Source organism: Mannheimia glucosida (genome assembly GCF_046267875.1).
GTDB classification, from domain to species: Bacteria; Pseudomonadota; Gammaproteobacteria; order Enterobacterales; family Pasteurellaceae; genus Mannheimia; species Mannheimia glucosida.
In genome coordinates this window covers 838,212-857,213 of the sequence record NZ_CP176502.1, presented here as the reverse complement: position 1 = coordinate 857,213, position 19,002 = coordinate 838,212, and the positions used below count along the sequence as shown (strand labels likewise).

22 protein-coding genes are annotated in these 19,002 nt (G+C 37.6%); 2 read left to right on the top strand and 20 right to left on the bottom strand.

What is annotated here, in order from left to right; all coding sequences use genetic code 11:
- Positions 1-18: 18 nt before the first annotated feature.
- From ACJ7Z2_RS04280 to ACJ7Z2_RS04250, 7 genes are all read right to left on the bottom strand, one after another.
- Entirely contained in the window at positions 19-1,290 is a 1,272-nt protein-coding gene (locus ACJ7Z2_RS04280; protein WP_154703837.1) for a sugar transferase, read from the bottom strand.
- A gap of 3 nt (positions 1,291-1,293) precedes the next feature.
- Positions 1,294-2,103: a glycosyltransferase gene (locus ACJ7Z2_RS04275; RefSeq protein WP_154704751.1), complete on the bottom strand. Its 810-nt coding sequence runs from the start codon at positions 2,101-2,103 to the stop codon at positions 1,294-1,296.
- Entirely contained in the window at positions 2,099-2,968 is an 870-nt protein-coding gene (locus tag ACJ7Z2_RS04270; RefSeq protein ID WP_409500893.1) for a beta-1,6-N-acetylglucosaminyltransferase, read from the bottom strand. Before ACJ7Z2_RS04270 ends, ACJ7Z2_RS04275 begins: the two co-directional genes overlap by 5 nt.
- Positions 2,949-3,782 (bottom strand): hypothetical protein, encoded by an 834-nt coding sequence (locus ACJ7Z2_RS04265; protein WP_409500892.1) that lies wholly within the window; start codon positions 3,780-3,782, stop codon positions 2,949-2,951. The genes ACJ7Z2_RS04270 and ACJ7Z2_RS04265 overlap by 20 nt, the downstream gene beginning before the upstream one ends.
- A gap of 238 nt (positions 3,783-4,020) precedes the next feature.
- On the bottom strand, positions 4,021-4,965 hold the full coding sequence (locus tag ACJ7Z2_RS04260) for a glycosyltransferase family 52 (protein WP_126301658.1): 945 nt from the start codon (positions 4,963-4,965) through the stop codon (positions 4,021-4,023).
- Positions 4,966-4,980: 15 nt separating this feature from the next.
- The gene (locus ACJ7Z2_RS04255) at positions 4,981-5,487 is read right to left on the bottom strand and encodes a serine acetyltransferase (protein WP_195913503.1); all 507 of its coding nucleotides are present in this window, start codon (positions 5,485-5,487) and stop codon (positions 4,981-4,983) included.
- Positions 5,488-6,612 (bottom strand): LPS O-antigen chain length determinant protein WzzB, encoded by a 1,125-nt coding sequence (locus ACJ7Z2_RS04250; protein ID WP_126301657.1) that lies wholly within the window; start codon positions 6,610-6,612, stop codon positions 5,488-5,490. It lies immediately after the preceding gene.
- Positions 6,613-6,760: 148 nt separating this feature from the next.
- Here ACJ7Z2_RS04250 and erpA point away from each other — a divergent pair, with 148 nt between their 5' ends.
- A complete protein-coding gene (erpA, locus tag ACJ7Z2_RS04245) occupies positions 6,761-7,102 on the top strand; it encodes an iron-sulfur cluster insertion protein ErpA (protein WP_126301656.1) in 342 nt (113 codons plus the stop codon).
- 104 nt (positions 7,103-7,206) lie between these two features.
- Here erpA and yidD read toward each other — a convergent pair whose 3' ends face one another.
- Genes yidD through rpmH form a run of 3 tightly spaced genes read right to left on the bottom strand, consistent with a single transcriptional unit; the run spans position 7,207 to position 8,023 of the window.
- Positions 7,207-7,530, bottom strand: coding sequence for a membrane protein insertion efficiency factor YidD (yidD, locus tag ACJ7Z2_RS04240; RefSeq protein ID WP_006249524.1), 324 nt, complete (start codon positions 7,528-7,530; stop codon positions 7,207-7,209).
- On the bottom strand, positions 7,479-7,853 hold the full coding sequence (gene rnpA / locus ACJ7Z2_RS04235) for a ribonuclease P protein component (RefSeq protein ID WP_006249525.1): 375 nt from the start codon (positions 7,851-7,853) through the stop codon (positions 7,479-7,481). The genes yidD and rnpA overlap by 52 nt, the downstream gene beginning before the upstream one ends.
- A 35-nt stretch (positions 7,854-7,888) precedes the next feature.
- Entirely contained in the window at positions 7,889-8,023 is a 135-nt protein-coding gene (gene rpmH, locus ACJ7Z2_RS04230; RefSeq protein ID WP_005599701.1) for a 50S ribosomal protein L34, read from the bottom strand.
- A 236-nt stretch (positions 8,024-8,259) separates the two neighbouring features.
- Here rpmH and hemH point away from each other — a divergent pair, with 236 nt between their 5' ends.
- On the top strand, positions 8,260-9,222 hold the full coding sequence (gene hemH / locus ACJ7Z2_RS04225; protein WP_409500891.1) for a ferrochelatase: 963 nt from the start codon (positions 8,260-8,262) through the stop codon (positions 9,220-9,222).
- 58 nt (positions 9,223-9,280) lie between these two features.
- On the opposite strand, the gene ACJ7Z2_RS04220 is transcribed toward hemH, so the two are convergent.
- From ACJ7Z2_RS04220 to crr, 10 genes are all read right to left on the bottom strand, one after another.
- Positions 9,281-9,616 (bottom strand): hypothetical protein, encoded by a 336-nt coding sequence (locus tag ACJ7Z2_RS04220; protein WP_409500890.1) that lies wholly within the window; start codon positions 9,614-9,616, stop codon positions 9,281-9,283.
- Between the two features lie 19 nt (positions 9,617-9,635).
- Complete coding sequence (locus tag ACJ7Z2_RS04215; protein WP_409501104.1) at positions 9,636-9,773, bottom strand: Abi family protein; 138 nt, start codon at positions 9,771-9,773, stop codon at positions 9,636-9,638.
- A gap of 293 nt (positions 9,774-10,066) precedes the next feature.
- The gene (gene spoT, locus ACJ7Z2_RS04210) at positions 10,067-12,184 is read right to left on the bottom strand and encodes a bifunctional GTP diphosphokinase/guanosine-3',5'-bis pyrophosphate 3'-pyrophosphohydrolase (RefSeq protein ID WP_409500889.1); all 2,118 of its coding nucleotides are present in this window, start codon (positions 12,182-12,184) and stop codon (positions 10,067-10,069) included.
- Positions 12,185-12,293: 109 nt separating this feature from the next.
- On the bottom strand, positions 12,294-12,575 hold the full coding sequence (rpoZ, locus tag ACJ7Z2_RS04205) for a DNA-directed RNA polymerase subunit omega (RefSeq protein WP_025216583.1): 282 nt from the start codon (positions 12,573-12,575) through the stop codon (positions 12,294-12,296).
- A gap of 102 nt (positions 12,576-12,677) precedes the next feature.
- Positions 12,678-13,175, bottom strand: a complete 498-nt coding sequence (locus ACJ7Z2_RS04200; protein ID WP_409500888.1) for a thioredoxin family protein — start codon at positions 13,173-13,175, stop codon at positions 12,678-12,680.
- Positions 13,176-13,199: 24 nt separating this feature from the next.
- Positions 13,200-14,216, bottom strand: coding sequence for a LacI family DNA-binding transcriptional regulator (locus ACJ7Z2_RS04195; protein WP_409500887.1), 1,017 nt, complete (start codon positions 14,214-14,216; stop codon positions 13,200-13,202).
- Between the two features lie 45 nt (positions 14,217-14,261).
- On the bottom strand, positions 14,262-15,692 hold the full coding sequence (locus ACJ7Z2_RS04190; RefSeq protein WP_409500886.1) for a glycoside hydrolase family 32 protein: 1,431 nt from the start codon (positions 15,690-15,692) through the stop codon (positions 14,262-14,264).
- Positions 15,693-15,796: 104 nt separating this feature from the next.
- Positions 15,797-16,720 (bottom strand): aminoimidazole riboside kinase, encoded by a 924-nt coding sequence (locus tag ACJ7Z2_RS04185; RefSeq protein WP_409500885.1) that lies wholly within the window; start codon positions 16,718-16,720, stop codon positions 15,797-15,799.
- Positions 16,721-16,836: 116 nt separating this feature from the next.
- Entirely contained in the window at positions 16,837-18,264 is a 1,428-nt protein-coding gene (gene miaB, locus ACJ7Z2_RS04180; RefSeq protein WP_409500884.1) for a tRNA (N6-isopentenyl adenosine(37)-C2)-methylthiotransferase MiaB, read from the bottom strand.
- A 216-nt stretch (positions 18,265-18,480) separates the two neighbouring features.
- Positions 18,481-18,981: a PTS glucose transporter subunit IIA gene (gene crr, locus ACJ7Z2_RS04175; RefSeq protein ID WP_006249537.1), complete on the bottom strand. Its 501-nt coding sequence runs from the start codon at positions 18,979-18,981 to the stop codon at positions 18,481-18,483.
- Between the last annotated feature and the right edge of the window lie 21 nt (positions 18,982-19,002).

Sequence of the window (19,002 nt, the reverse complement as noted above, 5' to 3'; positions counted from 1 at the left end):
TATTCACTCTCTAATTTATTATCTTGCCCCAAATCCAGTTAGCATTGTTTTCAATGTTTTAAAAATAATTAAAATATCAAGCCATAAAGAAAAATGCTTAATATAGTAGAAGTCATGCTCTACTTTTACTTTTGTATCATCAACATCTGCTGCATAACCGTGGACGACCTGAGCCCAACCAGAAATACCTGGTTTAACGATATGACGATAATTATAGAATGGAATTTCCTCTTCAAATTTATCTACAAAGGCCTTTTGCTCAGGGCGAGGACCTATTAAACTCATATCGCCTTTTAGTACATTGAAAAATTGAGGCAGCTCATCAATACGGGTTTTGCGAATAAATTTACCAATACGAGTTACACGCATATCGCCACTTTGTGCAAATTTAGCACCATCTTTTTCGGAGTCTTTACACATACTACGAAATTTATAAATATTAAACTCCTTTCCACCTTGCCCAACGCGCTTTTGAATAAACATTGCTCCACCTTCACTTTCTAAGCGAATAGCAATAGCAGTGATTGCCATAATAGGTAAAGTAATGGGAAACGTAGCAACAATCAATGTAATATCAATGATACGCTTCACTAATGAGTAAATTGGAGAAGGAAGTAATGAACCTAAGTCATTTTCATACATATGGCGAATTTTTACACGTCCGGTTAAAGACTCCTCAAGCTGGCGAACGTTATATACAGGAATACCATTCAATGTACATTTCGCTAAAAATTTATGCCATTCTGCGGGCAAATCAGGATAGTGTAAATCTACCGCAATAGAGTTAATTCTCTTTTCCCCCAATATTGGTTCACTTAATTGAATCCACTCTACATTCTGAATTCGGTTCAAATTGATAGCTCTTCCAAATGGAACCAAAGCGATTTTAGGAATAATCCAACTTCTCGAAAGAAAATAACCAATAAAACAAAATAGAATTGTGAGTATAAAGCTCGTACCTAGCAATGTATTAGAATAATCCAATCTAAATATCGTTAACACGATTAATAAAACCGCATACCAAGAAATAACTGTTGAGAAGACAAAACTTGCTGACTTATTACCTGGATATTTCATTAACACTCTTAAGCTGATAGCTATCATTACAAAGGCAAGAGAAGTCGCTATAATCGTATTAGAACGAGTTTCAATAGAATTAAATTTCTCTCCCCAAAAATAGATAGCGGGTAAGACACTTGAGAACATAACGCCCAAAATGCTTTGAACAGTTGTACTAAAAAAGATACGTTCATACCAACGAGAGTGCCTTTTCTTTTGCTGAATACTCATAATTTATCCTTTTCTTAATTTCTTATAAAGTCTACCTAAAAGAGATGTAGGCAGTAACCGAGGCAAGGCTCTAAGTATAAAAAACATACTTGATGAGATCAGTGATTGTAATCCCAACTCTTTTTTCAATTTTGCTAATTGATACTCACTCTTAATATATTCCCACCCTTTACGCCGAGCGTACATTGCAGAACCTGAGCGCACATTAACAAGCACATCTGGTAAATTATATACCTCATATTCCTGTGCAATAACTCGTAACCATAAGTTGTAATCTTCCATATAAAGATGGTGCTGATAACCTCCAACCTGCTCAATCACAGATTTTTTATAGGCTACTGCCATATGATTAAAAGGATTTCTAAGTAATGCTGAAACACGAATTTCATCATCATTAATCGGCACTTGTTTTATGCCAATAGACTCCATCATAGTTTCATCAAACTCTTCTACTTGACTACTTAGTAAAACCACATTTGGGTTTTGATAAATAAAATTAATTTGCTTTTCAAATCTAGTAGGTAAACAAATATCATCAGTATCCATTCTAAATACCCACTCATTAGCGCAATGCTTCAGCCCTTCATTTAATGCTCTTCCTAACCCTACATTTTGAGGTAGGCGTACGATAACAAGCGGTAGTTTCTCTGCAAAATTTTGCACTACACTTTCTAGAGTTTCTGATACTTCACCATCAAAAACTAGAACAATTTCATTTGCCTGACAAGTTTGTTGTTTGAGACTTTCCAAACAAGATAATAAATAATCTTCTTTTTCCTTAAAATATAAGGACATTAACACTGAGAATTTAATACTCACTACCGCAATCTTTTTTAATATTTTCTAAATAATTTAATGCAATACCAGAGGAAACCTTACGAGCAATCCAATATTTAGAACGTTCTAAACTGACTAACTCTCCATAATTCAGATTTTCTGGGTGGTTCGCACTCCCAATAAATTTAATATAACGCTTATTATCATAAACAGTATCCTGCAAACCATTTTTTAATATTAGATATTGGAAAAAATGCTCATCAGGGACTAACTTATGACTAAAATAGGTTTCTTCATCTTCTGTTACTATAGATAATAATTGTTTCATTCCTTCTATATTTGCAGAAAACCACATATTTCCAAAAGGAGCTAATTTAATAAGTTCATTTCTTGGGTAAACTAACTTATCTATGAGCTGGAAACACTTCGTTAATAATCGTCCAATAATACTCCGCTGATATTTAGTATCAGCATGTGGTGCATTAAATCGAAGCCTATACCTACGTCTTAATGAGGAACTCAATTCTAAAAAAATGCTACTTTCGGGATAACTCTTCATCCTTTTTTCAATTAAAGTAATATCATCAAGAAAAATACAATTGCCAGAAATAAGATGGAAGTGTAAGTTCTCCTTATTCTCTAAAGCAACCCTCATCAGAGATACTATTGATTGAACTATACTAAAACCACCCCAATTCACATCAACGCGTTTTTCCAACCAAAATACATTTTCTAAGTTAGGTGCAAAATCTTTTTTAATTATATCAATATCTGCCTTTCTATCTACATGGATATAAAAATTAGAATTAATCTCACTATTTGCTAATTTTGCAACATACGGTATTGGCTTATGACAAACAACTAAAATAGCAGACTTTTCACTATGCGATTCTTTTATCACGTTTATTACCATTAATTAAAAAAATAATATAAAATAAAATAACATCTAGGGGAGAAAACAATCCTAGCTGATCTAAGAATAGCCTAAAAAAATAAACCAAAGATATAAAAATATACAATGATTTTCCTGAAAGCAAAATATAGGTTAAGACACTTAAAACAAAAATCAGGTGAAAAATCCCATATCTAATGTGTCCAGCAATAAATGAGTTGTGTGGATTACTATCGAAAAGCTTAATAGTAGCACAGCATCCATCTAATTTAAATCCTAATATAAAATTATCCAAACTATATAAGATACCATTCTTATACTCTTGGATCATCACTGTTCTTTCTGACTCAACCCCATAAGAGAAACTTGTTTTTTCAATAAAAAATGACATTATTTGCTCTAGATTAAAAACAACTATGAATATCACTGCTATAATAAGAGCCAGCTTAAATAATAAATATCTCTTATTAGAAAAGTATAAATACATCATAATAACAAAAGAGATTATAATCCCACTTCGCCCATACAAGATGATACATCCTAAAAAAGTCACCATAGGATATACAATAGGTACTTTAATATTATCCTTATCGTAAGACAATATCAGAAGGCAGAAAAGAAATATATATATTGCACTAACATAATTTCTACTACCTTTTACAAAGATATTGTTGTAAAGATCAGGATCAGATAAACCAAACATGTAAAAATAATATAAAATCATTAGACTATAAGCCCAAAACATTACTTTTATATAATTGTAAAATCTATCAGAAAGATATAAAACATAGGCGGAAAGAAATGCAAAAACACCTAATAGCACATTATAAGCATTTAGAATGAAGCTATTCTCCCTTGAGGACATAGAAAAAATCAAGAATATAGAAACAACAAAAATAGATATCAGCAATATAGTCTTATTTACTTTCCTTATAGTAAAGAAACTAGCGAAACCTATAAAGAAATAGCAAAGTAAAAATATATAATTTTCGAACTTCAAATACAGAAAATATGAAACAAACTGAAAAAAAAGCAAATATGAAATAAAGTAACTCTTTATATTATTCATCTATCGTCCTTATTTCAATATTATTTTCCCTAAACAGCCTATAAACACCAATAAAACTATCAGGTACTTGACTAGAAAACAATGAAATTACATTAACTCTATTTAGATCCTTTATATTCATAACGACCGTACTAAAGAAAGTATAAACATTTATATCTGCACTAACATTACATTCAAGATATTCAACCAAATAGTCTTCAAAAATTCTATTACTGTAGATATATTCAACATTATCAAAAAAATCCTTCTCTCGAGGATGTGGATAGTAATAATCTATTTTCTCATCTTTTAAGAAAGAGATAACTGTATTCTTATCCACTTTTATTTCAGATAATGGTTGACCAACAAATATCTTAACTACTTTATCTACATTATATGATTGAATAACATTAGGCTGAATAAATGGAATAAATTCCGTATTCTCTATTATATTGCTATTATTTTTAAAAATAGTATAGTGGAATATACTATTTTTACGATATAACGATACGGTATCTTTTATTCCGAATATCCTCCTAAAAACTTTCTCAAATAATGAATAAGATTTATCTCTGTAATAAGAACTATCTGCTAGTAAATTAATTGTTCCATCATCAAATGTGTAAAGTTCCTGATATTCTATACTGCTTGTAATAAGTTGAATATATGAACAGTCAATACTTGCAAGATAGCACGAGGAAAAATCATATTTACTCAACAATGAAACAAATAATTTTAGTCTTGCCATTGCTTTAATTCTATTAAATAGACTAGAATTATCAATCAAGAAAAAGTAAGACGCATTACACAACGAACTTAACCGATTATAATAGTAACGAAATTTATCATTATCATTATAAGCAATAACAACTAATATATTATTTTTAAGTTGTTTTTTCTTAATAATTGTTTCAGCAATCAACATTTGCAAAGGTGTTAAACAGATAATTAAATTCATATATTTGGTGCGTTTTTAGCTCTTATTTTCAAGAATCTTATTAAACCCAACAACAATAGAATTGTCTGGCACATTTTTAGTTACAACTGCATTGGCTCCAATAATACAATTTTCACCGATAGTGATATCACCAAGGACCTTTGCTCCTGTACAAATAATTGTATTTTTACCTACTATTTGTTTACAATCTATACCTCGCCTTTCTTGATTAAACCTTAAAGCACCGAAAGTAACATTTTGGTGGATAATAACACCATCATTTAAAACTGCACTGCCACCAATAACAATACCCAAAGGATGGCGAAATTCAATATTTCCTAATTGACAACTAGGTGTAATATCGCATGCATATTTATAATAAATTTTTTTATGATAATGATTGACTAATAGTATATAAAAAGGCTTTATATATTTATTACTACTTTCTTTACGTTTAAAAAAATTATGCATTTTACGGATATCAATCAGTAACTTTTCATTAAAGCTTTTAAAGAAAATAGAAAGAATAAAATTACGCAACATTTAGCTTTTTCCACGATTTAATAAGCGAGAAACTAAGATAATAAGACTTGATACTACACCACCTAATATTGCACCTATTAATAAAATAATTACCTTTTTAGGTTTATCTTTTATTACAGGATAATCCGGCGAAGCTTGGTAACTAAAAGTTTGTGTTTTAACTGTCTTTGTTTTTTCAAATAACGGCTCTAGTTGCTTAAGTTGGTAATCAATTTGATAATAACGTGGTGGATAAACAACACCTTTCTCATTAGCCACATCAATTTGAGCCTTTAGGTATTTTTCCCCTAACATAAATAAATATGAACTATCTGCTAATTTTGAATCAGAAAGGGAGATTTTAGTATCACTTAAAGCTGCTGCAATATTTGATGCATCTGATTGATTAAATGCTTTTGAATATTCTTTAATACCTGCTTTTTGTGCAGTTTCATAGGCTTTATTTAAGTTTTCCAACTGAACCGACTTATTCACAGATAAATCTTCCTGAATTAATGATTTTTCATATTGTAATGCAGTAAGCACATTTTGGAAATCGACTAAAAAATCTTCTAATTCAACAGTAAATGCTTTGTTATTGATGAATTGAATTAACTCACCAAGAGTATCTTGTGCCTCTACCGGTGTTTCTGCAGAAAAAGATAGTGTACGACCTATCGCATTAGGCTCTTTCTTAGGATCAGGAATAATAAAGCTGGTATTTTCATTACTCAAATTGGATAAAACTGTGCGTTGCCCCTGCTCATCTTTTCCTTCAGCTAACGTCTTATACACATTGGAAGTGATAAAAAATTCATTTTTAGTATCTTGAGATTGTGCTAATCGGTTAAAATTGTTGAATAGTCTTACAGATAATGCATTTGGGTCAATAGGCTCTACACGCAAAATACGATTATACTCTCGGCGAACATTTAAGTACTCGCCTAACTCTGTTAATTTAGGGGCAATAACTGTTGCTTTAGACGTCCATTGCTCTTTTGCAGTAAATGCATAAATACCGGCAAGTAATGTAGTAACGAATGTTGTTATAACAATCCACCATTTTTTATCCCATAGAGCACGAAAAATCTCAATTAAATCAATCTCATCCGAGCTTTGCTCATGACTTTTTACTGAATCTGCCATAGTTTCCTCTAAAATTTGCATGTTTCTGTACAGCATTATACATCATTTTCTTATTTCCACTGCATTCATTTACTCTTTTTTAAGATTGCACTTCCTATGTAATTATTAGATAATATCCAATCACAGTAAAATTTTGATCTAAAACAAAATGAGCGATATTCAAATTCCTTTAATCTTTACTGATGCGGCGGCACGTAAAGTAAAAAGCTTAATTGAGGGCGAAGAGAACCCGAATCTTCGCTTGCGTGTGTATATTACGGGTGGGGGCTGTAGTGGGTTCCAGTATGGGTTTACCTTTGATGATCAAGTCAATGAGGGAGACCTTACCATTGAGAACCAAAATGTAGGCTTGGTGGTTGATCCTATGAGTCTGCAATATTTAATCGGAGGTACGGTAGATTATACCGAAGGCTTAGATGGTTCACGTTTTGTAGTGAATAATCCAAATGCAAGCTCAACCTGTGGTTGTGGTTCTTCCTTTAGCATTTAATTCACTCGAATTATTGCCTTATTCAATATCAGTCTCACAAGTAAATTTTTTACTAAAAATGACCGTTTGTATCAAACAAAATAGCCTAACTTATTGAGTTTAGGCTATTTTTTATCATTATGTTTGCAGTTGCCTTTACAACAAAGTGGGACAGGATCTTCGCCTCCCTCACTCAAAGGGTTGCAACGCAGAATACGCTTAAACGCTAAATACCCACCTTTAATTGCTCCGTGGATTTTAATCGCTTCGACCGCATAGGTAGAGCAGGTTGGGTAAAATCGGCAACGTGGGCCAATCAATGGGCTGATAGCATAGCGATAGAAATAAATCGGTAGCAATAGAATTTTGGCTAATAGGCTGAGACGAGGTGGCTGATTTATGGATTCTGTTGTGCCGGCTTTTTGCTCAGGCGAATGTGTCTTGACCATAGTTTTTCCAATGTTTCAAACAGCGTTGCGTTGTCTAATTTGCCAATGCCGCCTTTTGCCACAAATACAAAATCGAAATTCGGCAATTCGTGTTGCTTGAGGCGAAAACTTTCACGCACTATCCGCTTAATGCGATTACGGTCGTGAGCCCGTTTTAAATGTTTTTTGGCAACAGTTAAGCCTAGACGAGGATTTTCTAGATTATTCTCTCTAGCAAGAAGAGTCATTTGGGGTGTGCTGGCTCGAAGTGGCTCTTCAAACACCGCCTTAAATTGAACGGGAGCTAACAAACGTAGCTCCCGAGAGAAATTTAGCTTCTTCACACTTAATCAGAAAGGTGTTTTGGCTGGTTCTGCAATTATGCAGATAAAGATTTACGACCTTTAGCACGACGACGCGCTAACACTTGACGACCGTTTTTAGTAGCCATACGAGCACGGAAACCGTGAGTACGAGCACGTTTTAATACTGATGGTTGAAATGTACGTTTCATTGCTTATCTACCTAAAATTTAAAAAGTTGGCATAAAATGGTTTCTGCCAAACAAGGACCATAAAAAAGAGTTGCAATTCTACAGGCAATTAAAATAAAAAGCAAGAAACAATCCAAGCACAACTCGGGTTGTTTGCAAAATTTTTGAAAAATACGACCGCTTGTTATAATCGCAGAAATTTATATTGGTTTGTGGCATAATCGAAAAAATATTAACTATTGATGAGAAATAGAACAATGAATCAACCCCAACAAATAGGTATTTTGCTGGCTAATTTAGGTACGCCAGATGAACCCACGCCAAGTGCGGTGAAGCGTTATTTAAAGCAATTTTTAAGCGATCCTCGTGTGATCGATCTACCAAAATTTAAATGGCAAGCAATCCTAAACTGCATCATTTTGCCAAGACGTTCGCCAAAAGTGGCAAAATTATATCAATCAGTATGGAGCGAAGAAGGCTCACCGTTATTGGCGATTTCTCGGCAACAACAACGAGCGGTACAACGCTATTTTGATGCCAAAGGCAAAAATGTGGTGGTGGAATTGGGAATGTCTTACGGTAACCCAAGCCTTGAAAGTGCCACTGACAGCCTAATCAAACAAGGCGTTGAGCGAATTATTGTGCTACCGCTTTATCCGCAATACAGCAGCACGACCACCGCTTCGGTGTTTGACGCATTCGCCAACGGCTTAAAAGCACAACGAAACATCGTGCCGTTTGATTTTATTCACAGTTATCACAACGATCCGCTTTATATTCAGGCATTAGCTAACTCTATTGATGTTAAACCGGACGAGTTATTGCTATTTTCATTTCACGGCATTCCTAAACGTTATGAAACGGAAGGTGATTTCTACGCCAAGCATTGCCAAGAAACGGCAGAATTAGTGGCTGAAAAGCTAGGTCTGCCAAGAGAAAAATGGTATTTATCTTTCCAATCACGTTTTGGCAATGAAGAGTGGCTACAGCCTTATACCGATGAAACATTGGAAAGTTTTCCAAAACGTGGGGTGAAAAAAGTAGCTATTGTTTGCCCAGGCTTCTCTGCCGATTGTTTGGAAACCTTAGAAGAAATTGCGGAAGAAAACCGTGAAAACTTTGAACACGCCGGCGGAGAATCTTATCGTTACATTCCTGCATTGAATGCAAACGGCGATCACATTAAAGCCTTAGTGAAATTGATTGAAGCGAAGATGTAATACAATTTGGGCGGATAATAAATCCGCCCATTTTTATCTACACCCTATAGGAATGTACTTATTTTATTTTCTCTAATATTTCTCTGTTAAATCCCATCAGTTCTACTTTTGTATTCGGTAAATTAGGGAAGTCATTTAATAAATCTTCAAACTTATCTAACCAATGGTAATTAGTGCTGGTTTGACTAACTAAAAACCACAGAATAGCTACCCTTCCGAAAATTCTCTCCTTTGCTTTGCCATCCAGCGATAAGTTTGAAAAATACTGCTGCATTTTTTTAAATTTCGACCAACGAGGATCATCTAGCTTAGGAATAGCAATATCGCTAAATTTTCTGTTCCAAATACGAGAATGGTGAGCAGAAAGGTTTCTTACAATGTTTATTTCATTCAACCAATTCTTTCACGTATTCTCACTCTACATTAAATTTCTTAGCAATTTTCCTTTGGTGTTGCCCATTTAACAATGAGTAAAACTTAGATAATGCACCAAAATCCCAGGTTTCAGTAATTACCCAAAATGGGATTTCCTTCTCATTTTTTCTCTGCATAGCTTTTATCATTTATGAGCATTCCTCTAGATATGAGTAGTTCTACTAATTCGTGATACTCTTTATGTGGTTTTGTAGGCATAAAATTGAAGGCATTTTAAGAAAGGCAAGGACGTAGCTTGACACTCTAAGTCGATTACATTTAGTAAACCTCAGGGACAGGGGCTACGCCACGATTGCAAGGGATTATACATTTTAGCTGATTAAAGTCAAAAGGTTTCATCAATTAATAATAGCAATACTGTACTTTTAAGGACTATAATTGCAAAAAACTGATAAAATTTTACCGCTTGTTACTGCTTACGGGCCGCTTTTACAACACCTTTTACACTTAATAGCTTACGGAGAATCAGCTCAGAATGCTCTTTATTTTCCACAGAAATTTGTACTCTCACTTGATAGATATTTCCTTCTCTTGCCTCGCTATTAATGCTGCCAATGTTGCTATTTAATTTGGCAAGCGTTGATGTGATCCCCGCGAGTACCCCTGGTTCATTGATAATATCCAGTACGATTTCAGTTTCAAATTGAATCGCTTTTTCTTTGGCAATTTCCCATTCCACAGGTAAATAATTACTCGGCTCTGTTGCGTAATCTTTCACATTACCACAACAAGCATTGTGGATTACCAATCCTTTACCTGAACTGACGTGAGCAATAATTTCATCACCCGGTATAGGTAAGCAACAGTTTGCAAAACTGATAAGGCGGTTCTCAATCCCTTCAATTTTAAGTGGTTGATTATTTTCTGGATTACCATCAGTATCAATTAATAGTGGCTCCCCTAATAAGCGTTGAGCGATAACATTACTCATTTGGTTACCTAGACCAATTTCAGCCAGTAGCTCCTCAAAGCTTGATAAACGTAGCTCGTCTAATACGGATTGAATAGTTTCTGAACATAATTCATCAAGTGAGCGTAAATTCATTGCTCGAACTAGCTGTCTACGCCCAAGTGCAATCGCCTCATCGTGCTGCTGATTTTTAAGCGATTGACGAATTTTAGCCCTCGCCTTACCACTTACTACAAAATTTAACCACGATGCATTTGGACGTTTACCTTGCTCGGTAATGATTTCCACCGTCTGCCCTGTTCGCAACGGTTCTGAAAGTGGATATGGATTGCGATCAACCATTGCACCCACACAGCGATCACCGATGCCCGAATGCACCGCATAGGCAAAATCAATGGCGGTAGCATTCGCTGGCAATTCAACAATACGCCCTTTCGGAGTAAAGACGAAAATATCGTCAGAGAACAGATCCGATTTAACGCTATCAATAAATTCTGCTGTATTGCCGGCACTGTTTTGCAATTCAACAATACTTTGTAGCCATTGCTGGGCTTTGAGTTGAACGGTCGTGTTATGGTGCGACTCGCCCTCTTTGTAACGCCAGTGAGCTGTTACCCCCATATCCGCCATTTTGTCCATATCTTCGGTGCGAATCTGTACCTCCACCGGTACACCGTGCGGGCCAATCATCGAAGTGTGCAAAGATTGATAGCCGTTCGGTTTTGGCACGGCAATATAATCTTTCACCCGTTTCGGACGAGGCTTATACAAGGCGTGCATTTGCCCTAATACGCGATAGCAATTATCCACATTTCCCACCACTACACGGAATGCATAAATGTCTAAAATCGAGTGAAAATGCTGATCTTTCTGGCGCATTTTTTGGTAAATGGAATAGAGATGTTTTTCACGCCCATACACACGGGCTTCAATTTGCACCTCTTCTAACCGACCACGAATATCATCGGCAATGCGTTGAATTAGCTCTTTACGATGTCCTCTGGCACTGGCAATCGCCATTTTCAGTACCCGATAACGTTGCGGGTGCATTGCCTCGAAGCCTAAATCTTCCAACTCGTTTTTAATATGCTCTATTCCCAAGCGATGTGCCAACGGGCTATAAATCTCTAAGGTTTCTTTCGCTATACGGCGGCGTTTATCCGGACGCAAAGCACCAAGCGTACGCATATTATGGGTTCGGTCGGCAAGTTTAATTAACACAACCCGAATATCTTTGGTCATTGCCAAAATCATTTTACGAAAGTTCGCCACTTCTGCCTCTTGACGGGTGCGGAATTTTAATTTATCCAGCTTAGAAACGCCTTGCACAATATCCGCCACGCTTTGTCCAAATTCCGCCGCCAGTTCTTCTTCGGTGTAAGGTGTATCTTCAATCACATCGTGCAACAAAGCCGCAATCACCGCTTCGTGATCAAGCTTCATTTCCGCAATAATCGATGCCACCGCCACAGGGTGAGTAATATAAGGCTCACCGCTTGAGCGTGTTTGCCCCTCGTGAGCATCACGGGCGATCACATAAGCACGTTTCACACGCTCAATCTGCTCGGGTGGCAAATAGCCTTGAATAATTCGATCTAAAGGTTCAAAAAGATACACGTTATACCTCAACAACAGAAATAAAAATGGACAACGAATTTGCAAATTTTGAGGAAAATCCTACCGCTTGCAGACCCAATTGTCCATTCTCTATTTACGAAAAATAAAATTACGCTTCGTTACTCATTTCAGTTAAAAATGAAATCGCCTCTTGCTCAGCCGCTTCCTGCTTAATAGACTCGTGATTTTCCAACTGATCCATAATATCGGTGGTAATTAAACCTTCTTCGATTTCACGCAATGCAATCACGGTCGGTTTATCATTTTCTTCAGGCACAAGTGGCTCACGGGTATGAAGTTGTAATTGTCTTGCACGACGTGCGGCAATTAAGATTAAATCAAAACGGTTGCCAATTTTCTCCGCTGCTTCTTGTACGGTTACACGAGCCATAAATTTACTCCAAAGATATATTCGGTTTTATTCATAAAAAGATTGCGAATTATACAGAAATTCCGCCAATTCCGCAATGAACGCGGTCTAAATTCGCAAAATTTATTTGGCGTGCAGTAAAATCGCCAATAATTCCGCCTCAACCTCTTTACCGAATTTCCCCATTCTAAAATCGGCTTTTAATTGCTCGAATTGCTCAGGGTTCGCTGCCATTTTCGCTTTTAAAAATTGCGGAAATTCAGATAATACTGCCTGCGTTTTTCCATTACGAATATCAAAAATAGTTGGAATTTTTTGGGCAGAAATGACCGCTTGTTGCTGTTCATCGCTGTCAAAATGTTTGCGTTCCTGATTATCTTTGCGAGCCACATATTTCACCTTAATGTTGGGATTGAGCTTTGCCATTCGCTGGAAATAAGCCATAATTTCCACGCAATCGGGGCAATATGGCTCTGCCATTACCAGCCAATCGCCTTGCACACCAATGGATTTCAGTTTTTCTTCTGTATCTGTGGAGAGTTTGACGTCCACATACACTTCTAATTGGTTTTCACGATCTTCATCGCTGTTAAATTCTAAATATTCGTAAAAATGTGCCATAAATTTCTCTTTTCCTATTTCGTCTTAAACGGATTTACGCCATAAAATTTCACAATCAACTTTAACGTCATCTATTTTCTGTTGCGCTAACTTTTGCTGAATTAATTCAAAGGTACGTTCGGCAATTTGTTGATGGTCTTGCTTAATTGAATGAATATGAAAAGGTAGTGCATTCAGTAAATGGTGATCATCAAAGGTTGCTAAATGCAGTTCTTGAGTCAATAGTTTATCCATTTGTTGGTGTTCAGTGAGATAACGCATTACCCCCTCAAGTAGGGTAAAAGAGGCTGTGAATACCGCTTCCGGGAGCCTGCCAAGTTTTTCAACTATCTGAGCGAACATTTGATAGCCCGATTCCTGCTGATAGTCTTGATGTAGAACCCAATTTTCATCTAACACCAAATGAGATTGCTCCAATCCTTCACGAAAGCCTTTTAACCGATTTTGACTTGGCGAAAGCGAAAGTTGCCCCCCCAAGTAAAAAAACTCTTTCAAATGATAAGCTCGCACAATATTTTCAACTAACATACTAATACTTTGTGCATCATTACTGGTGATAGAAGGGATATTCAACCCCTTAATATAACGGTCTAGCTGTAACATTGGGGTATATTGCGCCGCATTTTGGTAATAAGTCGGCTCATTGTGTGTCGGGGCAGTAATCAGCAAATCGACCTGCCTGTCTAATAAACGCTCTATCGCTTTCTTCTCACCTTCAAAGGTATCATCAGAACAAGCAATAACTAGCTGTAACCCGTTTTCACGACATAATTTCTCTAATGTTTTAGAGGTCAGTGCAAAGCCATAGTTAGTTAAATCAGGAATGACTAAACCCACCACATTCGTGCGTTGAGCCTGTAATGATTTTGCATATACATTGGCACGATAACCGTGTTTTTTAGCGATCTCTTTCACTTTTTGGCAGGTTTCGGACTTAATTCTAAAATCATTGCCCCGCCCATTTAAAATCATACTGACTGTTGTTTTAGATACGCCGCTGAGTTCCGCAATATCACTGAGCGTTAGGCGTTTTTTAGTCACACTTATCTCCTTTTAGCATAAAAATGGGCATTACTGCCCATTGCTTTATTCTACGCTAATTGGCAATACTTTTGCTACTTTCACTTGAATCGGACGAGAGCTTTTTACGACATTTTCACGCTTAGCGATAAAAAAGCGTGAAGTCAGCACTTTTTCTCCGCCGTTTACGAAAATTTCCACCACCGAGCGGTCAAAGAAAATCTCGATTGTCTCTAATTGTTCAATTTTACAATGGCGAACCGAGCCAAATTTTTCCATTAATTCCGTTTGTTTGGTTTGGCTACGATCTAAGCTCAATACGCCATTCTCAAAACGTAAACTGAGCGTTTGCCCCTGTTCATTGCTGAAAAAATCCAATACAAGCGGTTGATTTTCCACAGAAATTTGTAAATAAGCCGTATCTAAATCATCAATTGCAAAATTTTCTGATATTTCGACCGCTTGTAATTCGCCTAAATTCACGATTGGGGTTTGTACCACTTTGCCGTTTTGCAGGGAAAGTTTACGAGGCAAGGTCAGCATTGAGTGCCATTGATATTTATCGGTTGGGTAAGTGAGATCAGGCAAGCCGACCCAGCCAAACAAAATGCGATCGGAACTTTCCACCGTTTGCGGTGCGTAAAAGTCAAAGCCGTAGTCCAGCTCTTCAATATGCTCTGCCCGTAATCTGTTGCCGTTTAGCTCGCCAAGTGCGTAAGTGGCGTGGTAGTTATTTTGGAATTGATGGCTTTCACGCAGTTTGCCTTGTGGCGACCACACAAACAGATCTTTACCACCAAGTGAGAACAGATCCGGACATTCCCACATAAACACATTGCTGTTATCAAAATCGTGAACGTCCAGTTCTGCAATTAAACGGGGTGCGGCATTTAAATCATCCATTTCATAAATTAACGCCGTGCCGGTCAGGTTTTCACGTTGAGCCCCCAACACAAAACGAATTTTGCCCTCTGCGGTAAGATAAGGTTTCGGGTCACGCACGTGTTCGGTGTAGCCTGCCGGTGCTTGGTCGATAATGCAACGCTTTTCCAATAATTTGCCCGATTTATCAAAAATCGCGATATTTTGGTGAGGAATGCGGGCATTATCTGATGGGCGGCGTGTATTGCCGGTGTAAAAAGCGACAATCTTATCTTGCCATAAAATCGCCCCACCTGAATAACAGCCGTGGGATTCAAACAGCTCATCGGGAATCAGCAAATCCCCTTTGCTAAACGTTTGAAAATCGGTAGTGATGAAATGCTGCCAATGCTTCATTCCGTGCAATGCCCCATAAGGAAACCATTGGGCGAAAATGTGGTATTTCTCTCCATCAAAAATCAAGCCGTTTGGGTCATTAAATAAGCCTGTTTCGGGAGCAAGATGATAGGTTGGGTAAAAGTCAGGGTCGGATAAAACGGTTTGACGAAGTGCATTTAATTCGCCCTCGCTTTGTGCGTGCAGGCTTTTGTATTTGCCGTTGTTGAAAATGTGCATAGGGTGTTCCTGTCATTTCAGAAATTACGATAGTGCAAGCGTCCACGCTTGTACCCTTTTGTAAAAAATGAGGCACAAGCGTGGACGCTTGCGCCATCATTACATTATTCCGCCAAAAATGCGTCTAACTCCGCTTTATTCGGTAATGCCGACATCGCCCCTTTTGCGGTAGTCGCTAAAGCACCTGAGGCATTCGCTTTGCGGATCACCTCCACCAAAGCAGTTTCATCGTACCAATTCGGCGTTTGAGCAAGACCAGCTAATAATCCGCTGACAAAAGCATCTCCGGCACCGGTAGTATCCACAGGTTTCAAGGCTTTGCCGGCAACGACTTGGCTTTTTCCGTTGAAATGGTAGATTGCACCATCTTTGCCGAGAGTGATAATAATCAATTTCTCCGGATACTGAGCGGTAATAGCTTGTGTGGCTTGTTCCAAAGTTTCTGTCTCGGTTAATAAGGTCAGCTCTTCTTCGGAAAATTTGAGAATATCCGCCATCGCCACCACAGAATTTACCACTGTTTTCATTTCATCAAGGCTCTTCCAGAGCGATTCACGCAAGTTTGGATCAAACGAAACATAGCCACCCGCCTTTTTCACTCGGCGAATCCCTTCAATGGTAGTGGAACGGGATGGGTCGTTAATCAAGGCAATAGAACAGCAGTGTAAGAAATCACCTTGGTTAAATTCAGGTAAATCGCCAATTTCTAAAAATTGGTCGGCACTCGGATTTACCATAAAAGTAAAACTACGCTCACCGTTATCTAAGCCAACAATCACGGTGGAAGTGCGGTGCTGAGCGTCTAAAATCATCTGTTTGGTGCAAACATTTTCTGCCTGTAACACTTCTCGCATAAATTTACCCAGAGGGTCGTTACCCACACGCCCGATAAATCCTGCCTCAACCCCTAAACGAGAAACGCCTACTGCAACATTCGCCGGAGCACCACCGGCACATTTTAAATAGTGATGTTCGCCGTCGGGAATTAAATCCACCACCGCATCGCCTGTTACCCAAATCTTACTCATCTCATACACCTTTAATTAGTCACAAAACACCAAGCTAAAACGATTTAGCATTTATTCGATTATATACTAAAAGACCGCTTGTACATACCTACAAGCGGTCATTTTTTCTTTAATTTTTACAGATTAACCACGTATTTGCCTACGCCTAAATCATCTTCTTTGCGGGTACGGGCAATTACGCTTTCTGCCGATTCCACCACACGCAATCCCATTTGGTCTTCGGTGCGAATCACATCTCCACGTAGCGAGTTGGTATAAACATCGGTAATTTTCACATCGACAAATTTGCCAATCATATCCGGTGTGCCAACAAAATTTACTACACGGTTAGTTTCTGTACGCCCTGTGAGTTCCATCAAATCTTTCTTAGATGGACCTTCAACTAAAATGCGTTGCTCTGTGCCAAGCATTGCACGGCTAAATTGCATAGCTTGGTGGTTAATGCGTTGCTGTAAGCGTGCCAAACGTTCTTTTTTCTCATCGTCAGATACATTATCAGGCAGATCCGCAGCAGGCGTACCCGGGCGAGCCGAGTAGATAAAGCTAAAGCTCATATCGAAATTGACTTGCTCGATCACTTTCATTGTTTGCTCAAAATCTTCTGCGGTTTCCCCCGGGAAGCCGACAATAAAGTCTGAACTAATTTGAATCTCAGGTCGAACAGCACGCAATTTACGGATAATCGCTTTGTATTCCAACGCTGTGTGGTTACGCTTCATCATTGTTAATACACGGTCTGAACCACTTTGAATCGGTAAATGTAAGAAACTGACCAATTCAGGTGTATCACGGTAAACTTCGATAATATCATCAGTAAATTCAATCGGGTGGCTGGTGGTATAACGTAGGCGGTCAATACCGTCAATCGCTGCCACTAAACGTAACAATTCAGCAAAGGTACAAATGCCGCCATCAAAAGTTTCACCACGGTAAGCATTTACGTTTTGACCGAGTAAATTAACCTCACGCACACCTTGTGCCGCAAGTTGGGCAATTTCAAATAATACGTCATCAACCGGGCGGGAAACCTCCTCACCACGGGTGTAAGGCACAACGCAGAACGAGCAATATTTGTTACAGCCTTCCATAATCGAAACGAATGCCGTCGGGCCTTCGGCTTTTGGCTCCGGCAAGCGGTCAAATTTTTCAATTTCAGGGAAAGAAATATCCACAATCGAGCTTTTACCGCCACGGATTTGGTTGATCATTTCAGGCAAACGGTGCAAAGTTTGCGGCCCGAAAACAATATCTACATAAGGGGCACGATCACGAATATGCTCCCCTTCTTGTGAAGCCACACAACCGCCAACACCAATAATCAGGTTCGGTTTATCTTTTTTCCAGTTTTTCCAACGCCCGAGTTGTGAGAATACTTTTTCTTGTGCTTTTTCACGAATCGAGCAGGTGTTTAACAGCAATACGTCTGCATCTTCAGGGTTTTCGGTCAGTTCAAAACCGTGAGTAGAGTTTAGGAGATCCGCCATTTTTGATGAGTCGTACTCATTCATTTGGCAGCCCCAAGTGGTAATATGTAATTTAGCCATAACGTTTAAAAATAATAAATAATTCAATAACTTAGAAAAGAAAAGCGTAAAGCAATTTATTATTTTTGACTTAAAATAAACCCTTTACGCAAAATTTGTGGCATTATTTTACCTTGTTGCCTATTTTTTATCTATAAATAATCGCCATTTATCTGATTTTACTTAAAAACAAAAAGCCACGATCTTCTATCGTGGCTTCAAGATAAGTATGTGGTATTACTTGGTTAAGGTTAAAACCACGCTTTCACCAGCAACAACTTGACCATTTAATTTAGATAAGTTGCTGATTTCATCCATATTTGAAATCACGATTGGCGTTAATACTGATTTGGCTTTACCTTCAAGTAGAGCTAAATCAAATTTAATGATCGGCTCGCCCACTTTTACGGTTTGACCTTCCTGTGCAAGGCGAGTAAAGCCTTCGCCTTTTAATTCAACAGTATCAATACCGAAGTGAACAAATAATTCCACGCCTTCTTCAGATTCAATCGAAAAAGCGTGGTTGGTTTCAAAAATTTTGCCGATAGTCCCATTTACTGGAGCAACGATAGTGTCTCCACTCGGGCGAATTGCCACACCGTCACCTACAATTTTTTCAGAGAAAACAACATCAGGCACATCTTCAATATTTACGATTTCACCTGTTAATGGCGCATAGATTTTGATTTCTTGACTCTCTTTTTGTTTTGAGCCGAATAATTTATCAAATAAACCCATCTTAAAATCTCCCTTAGATAT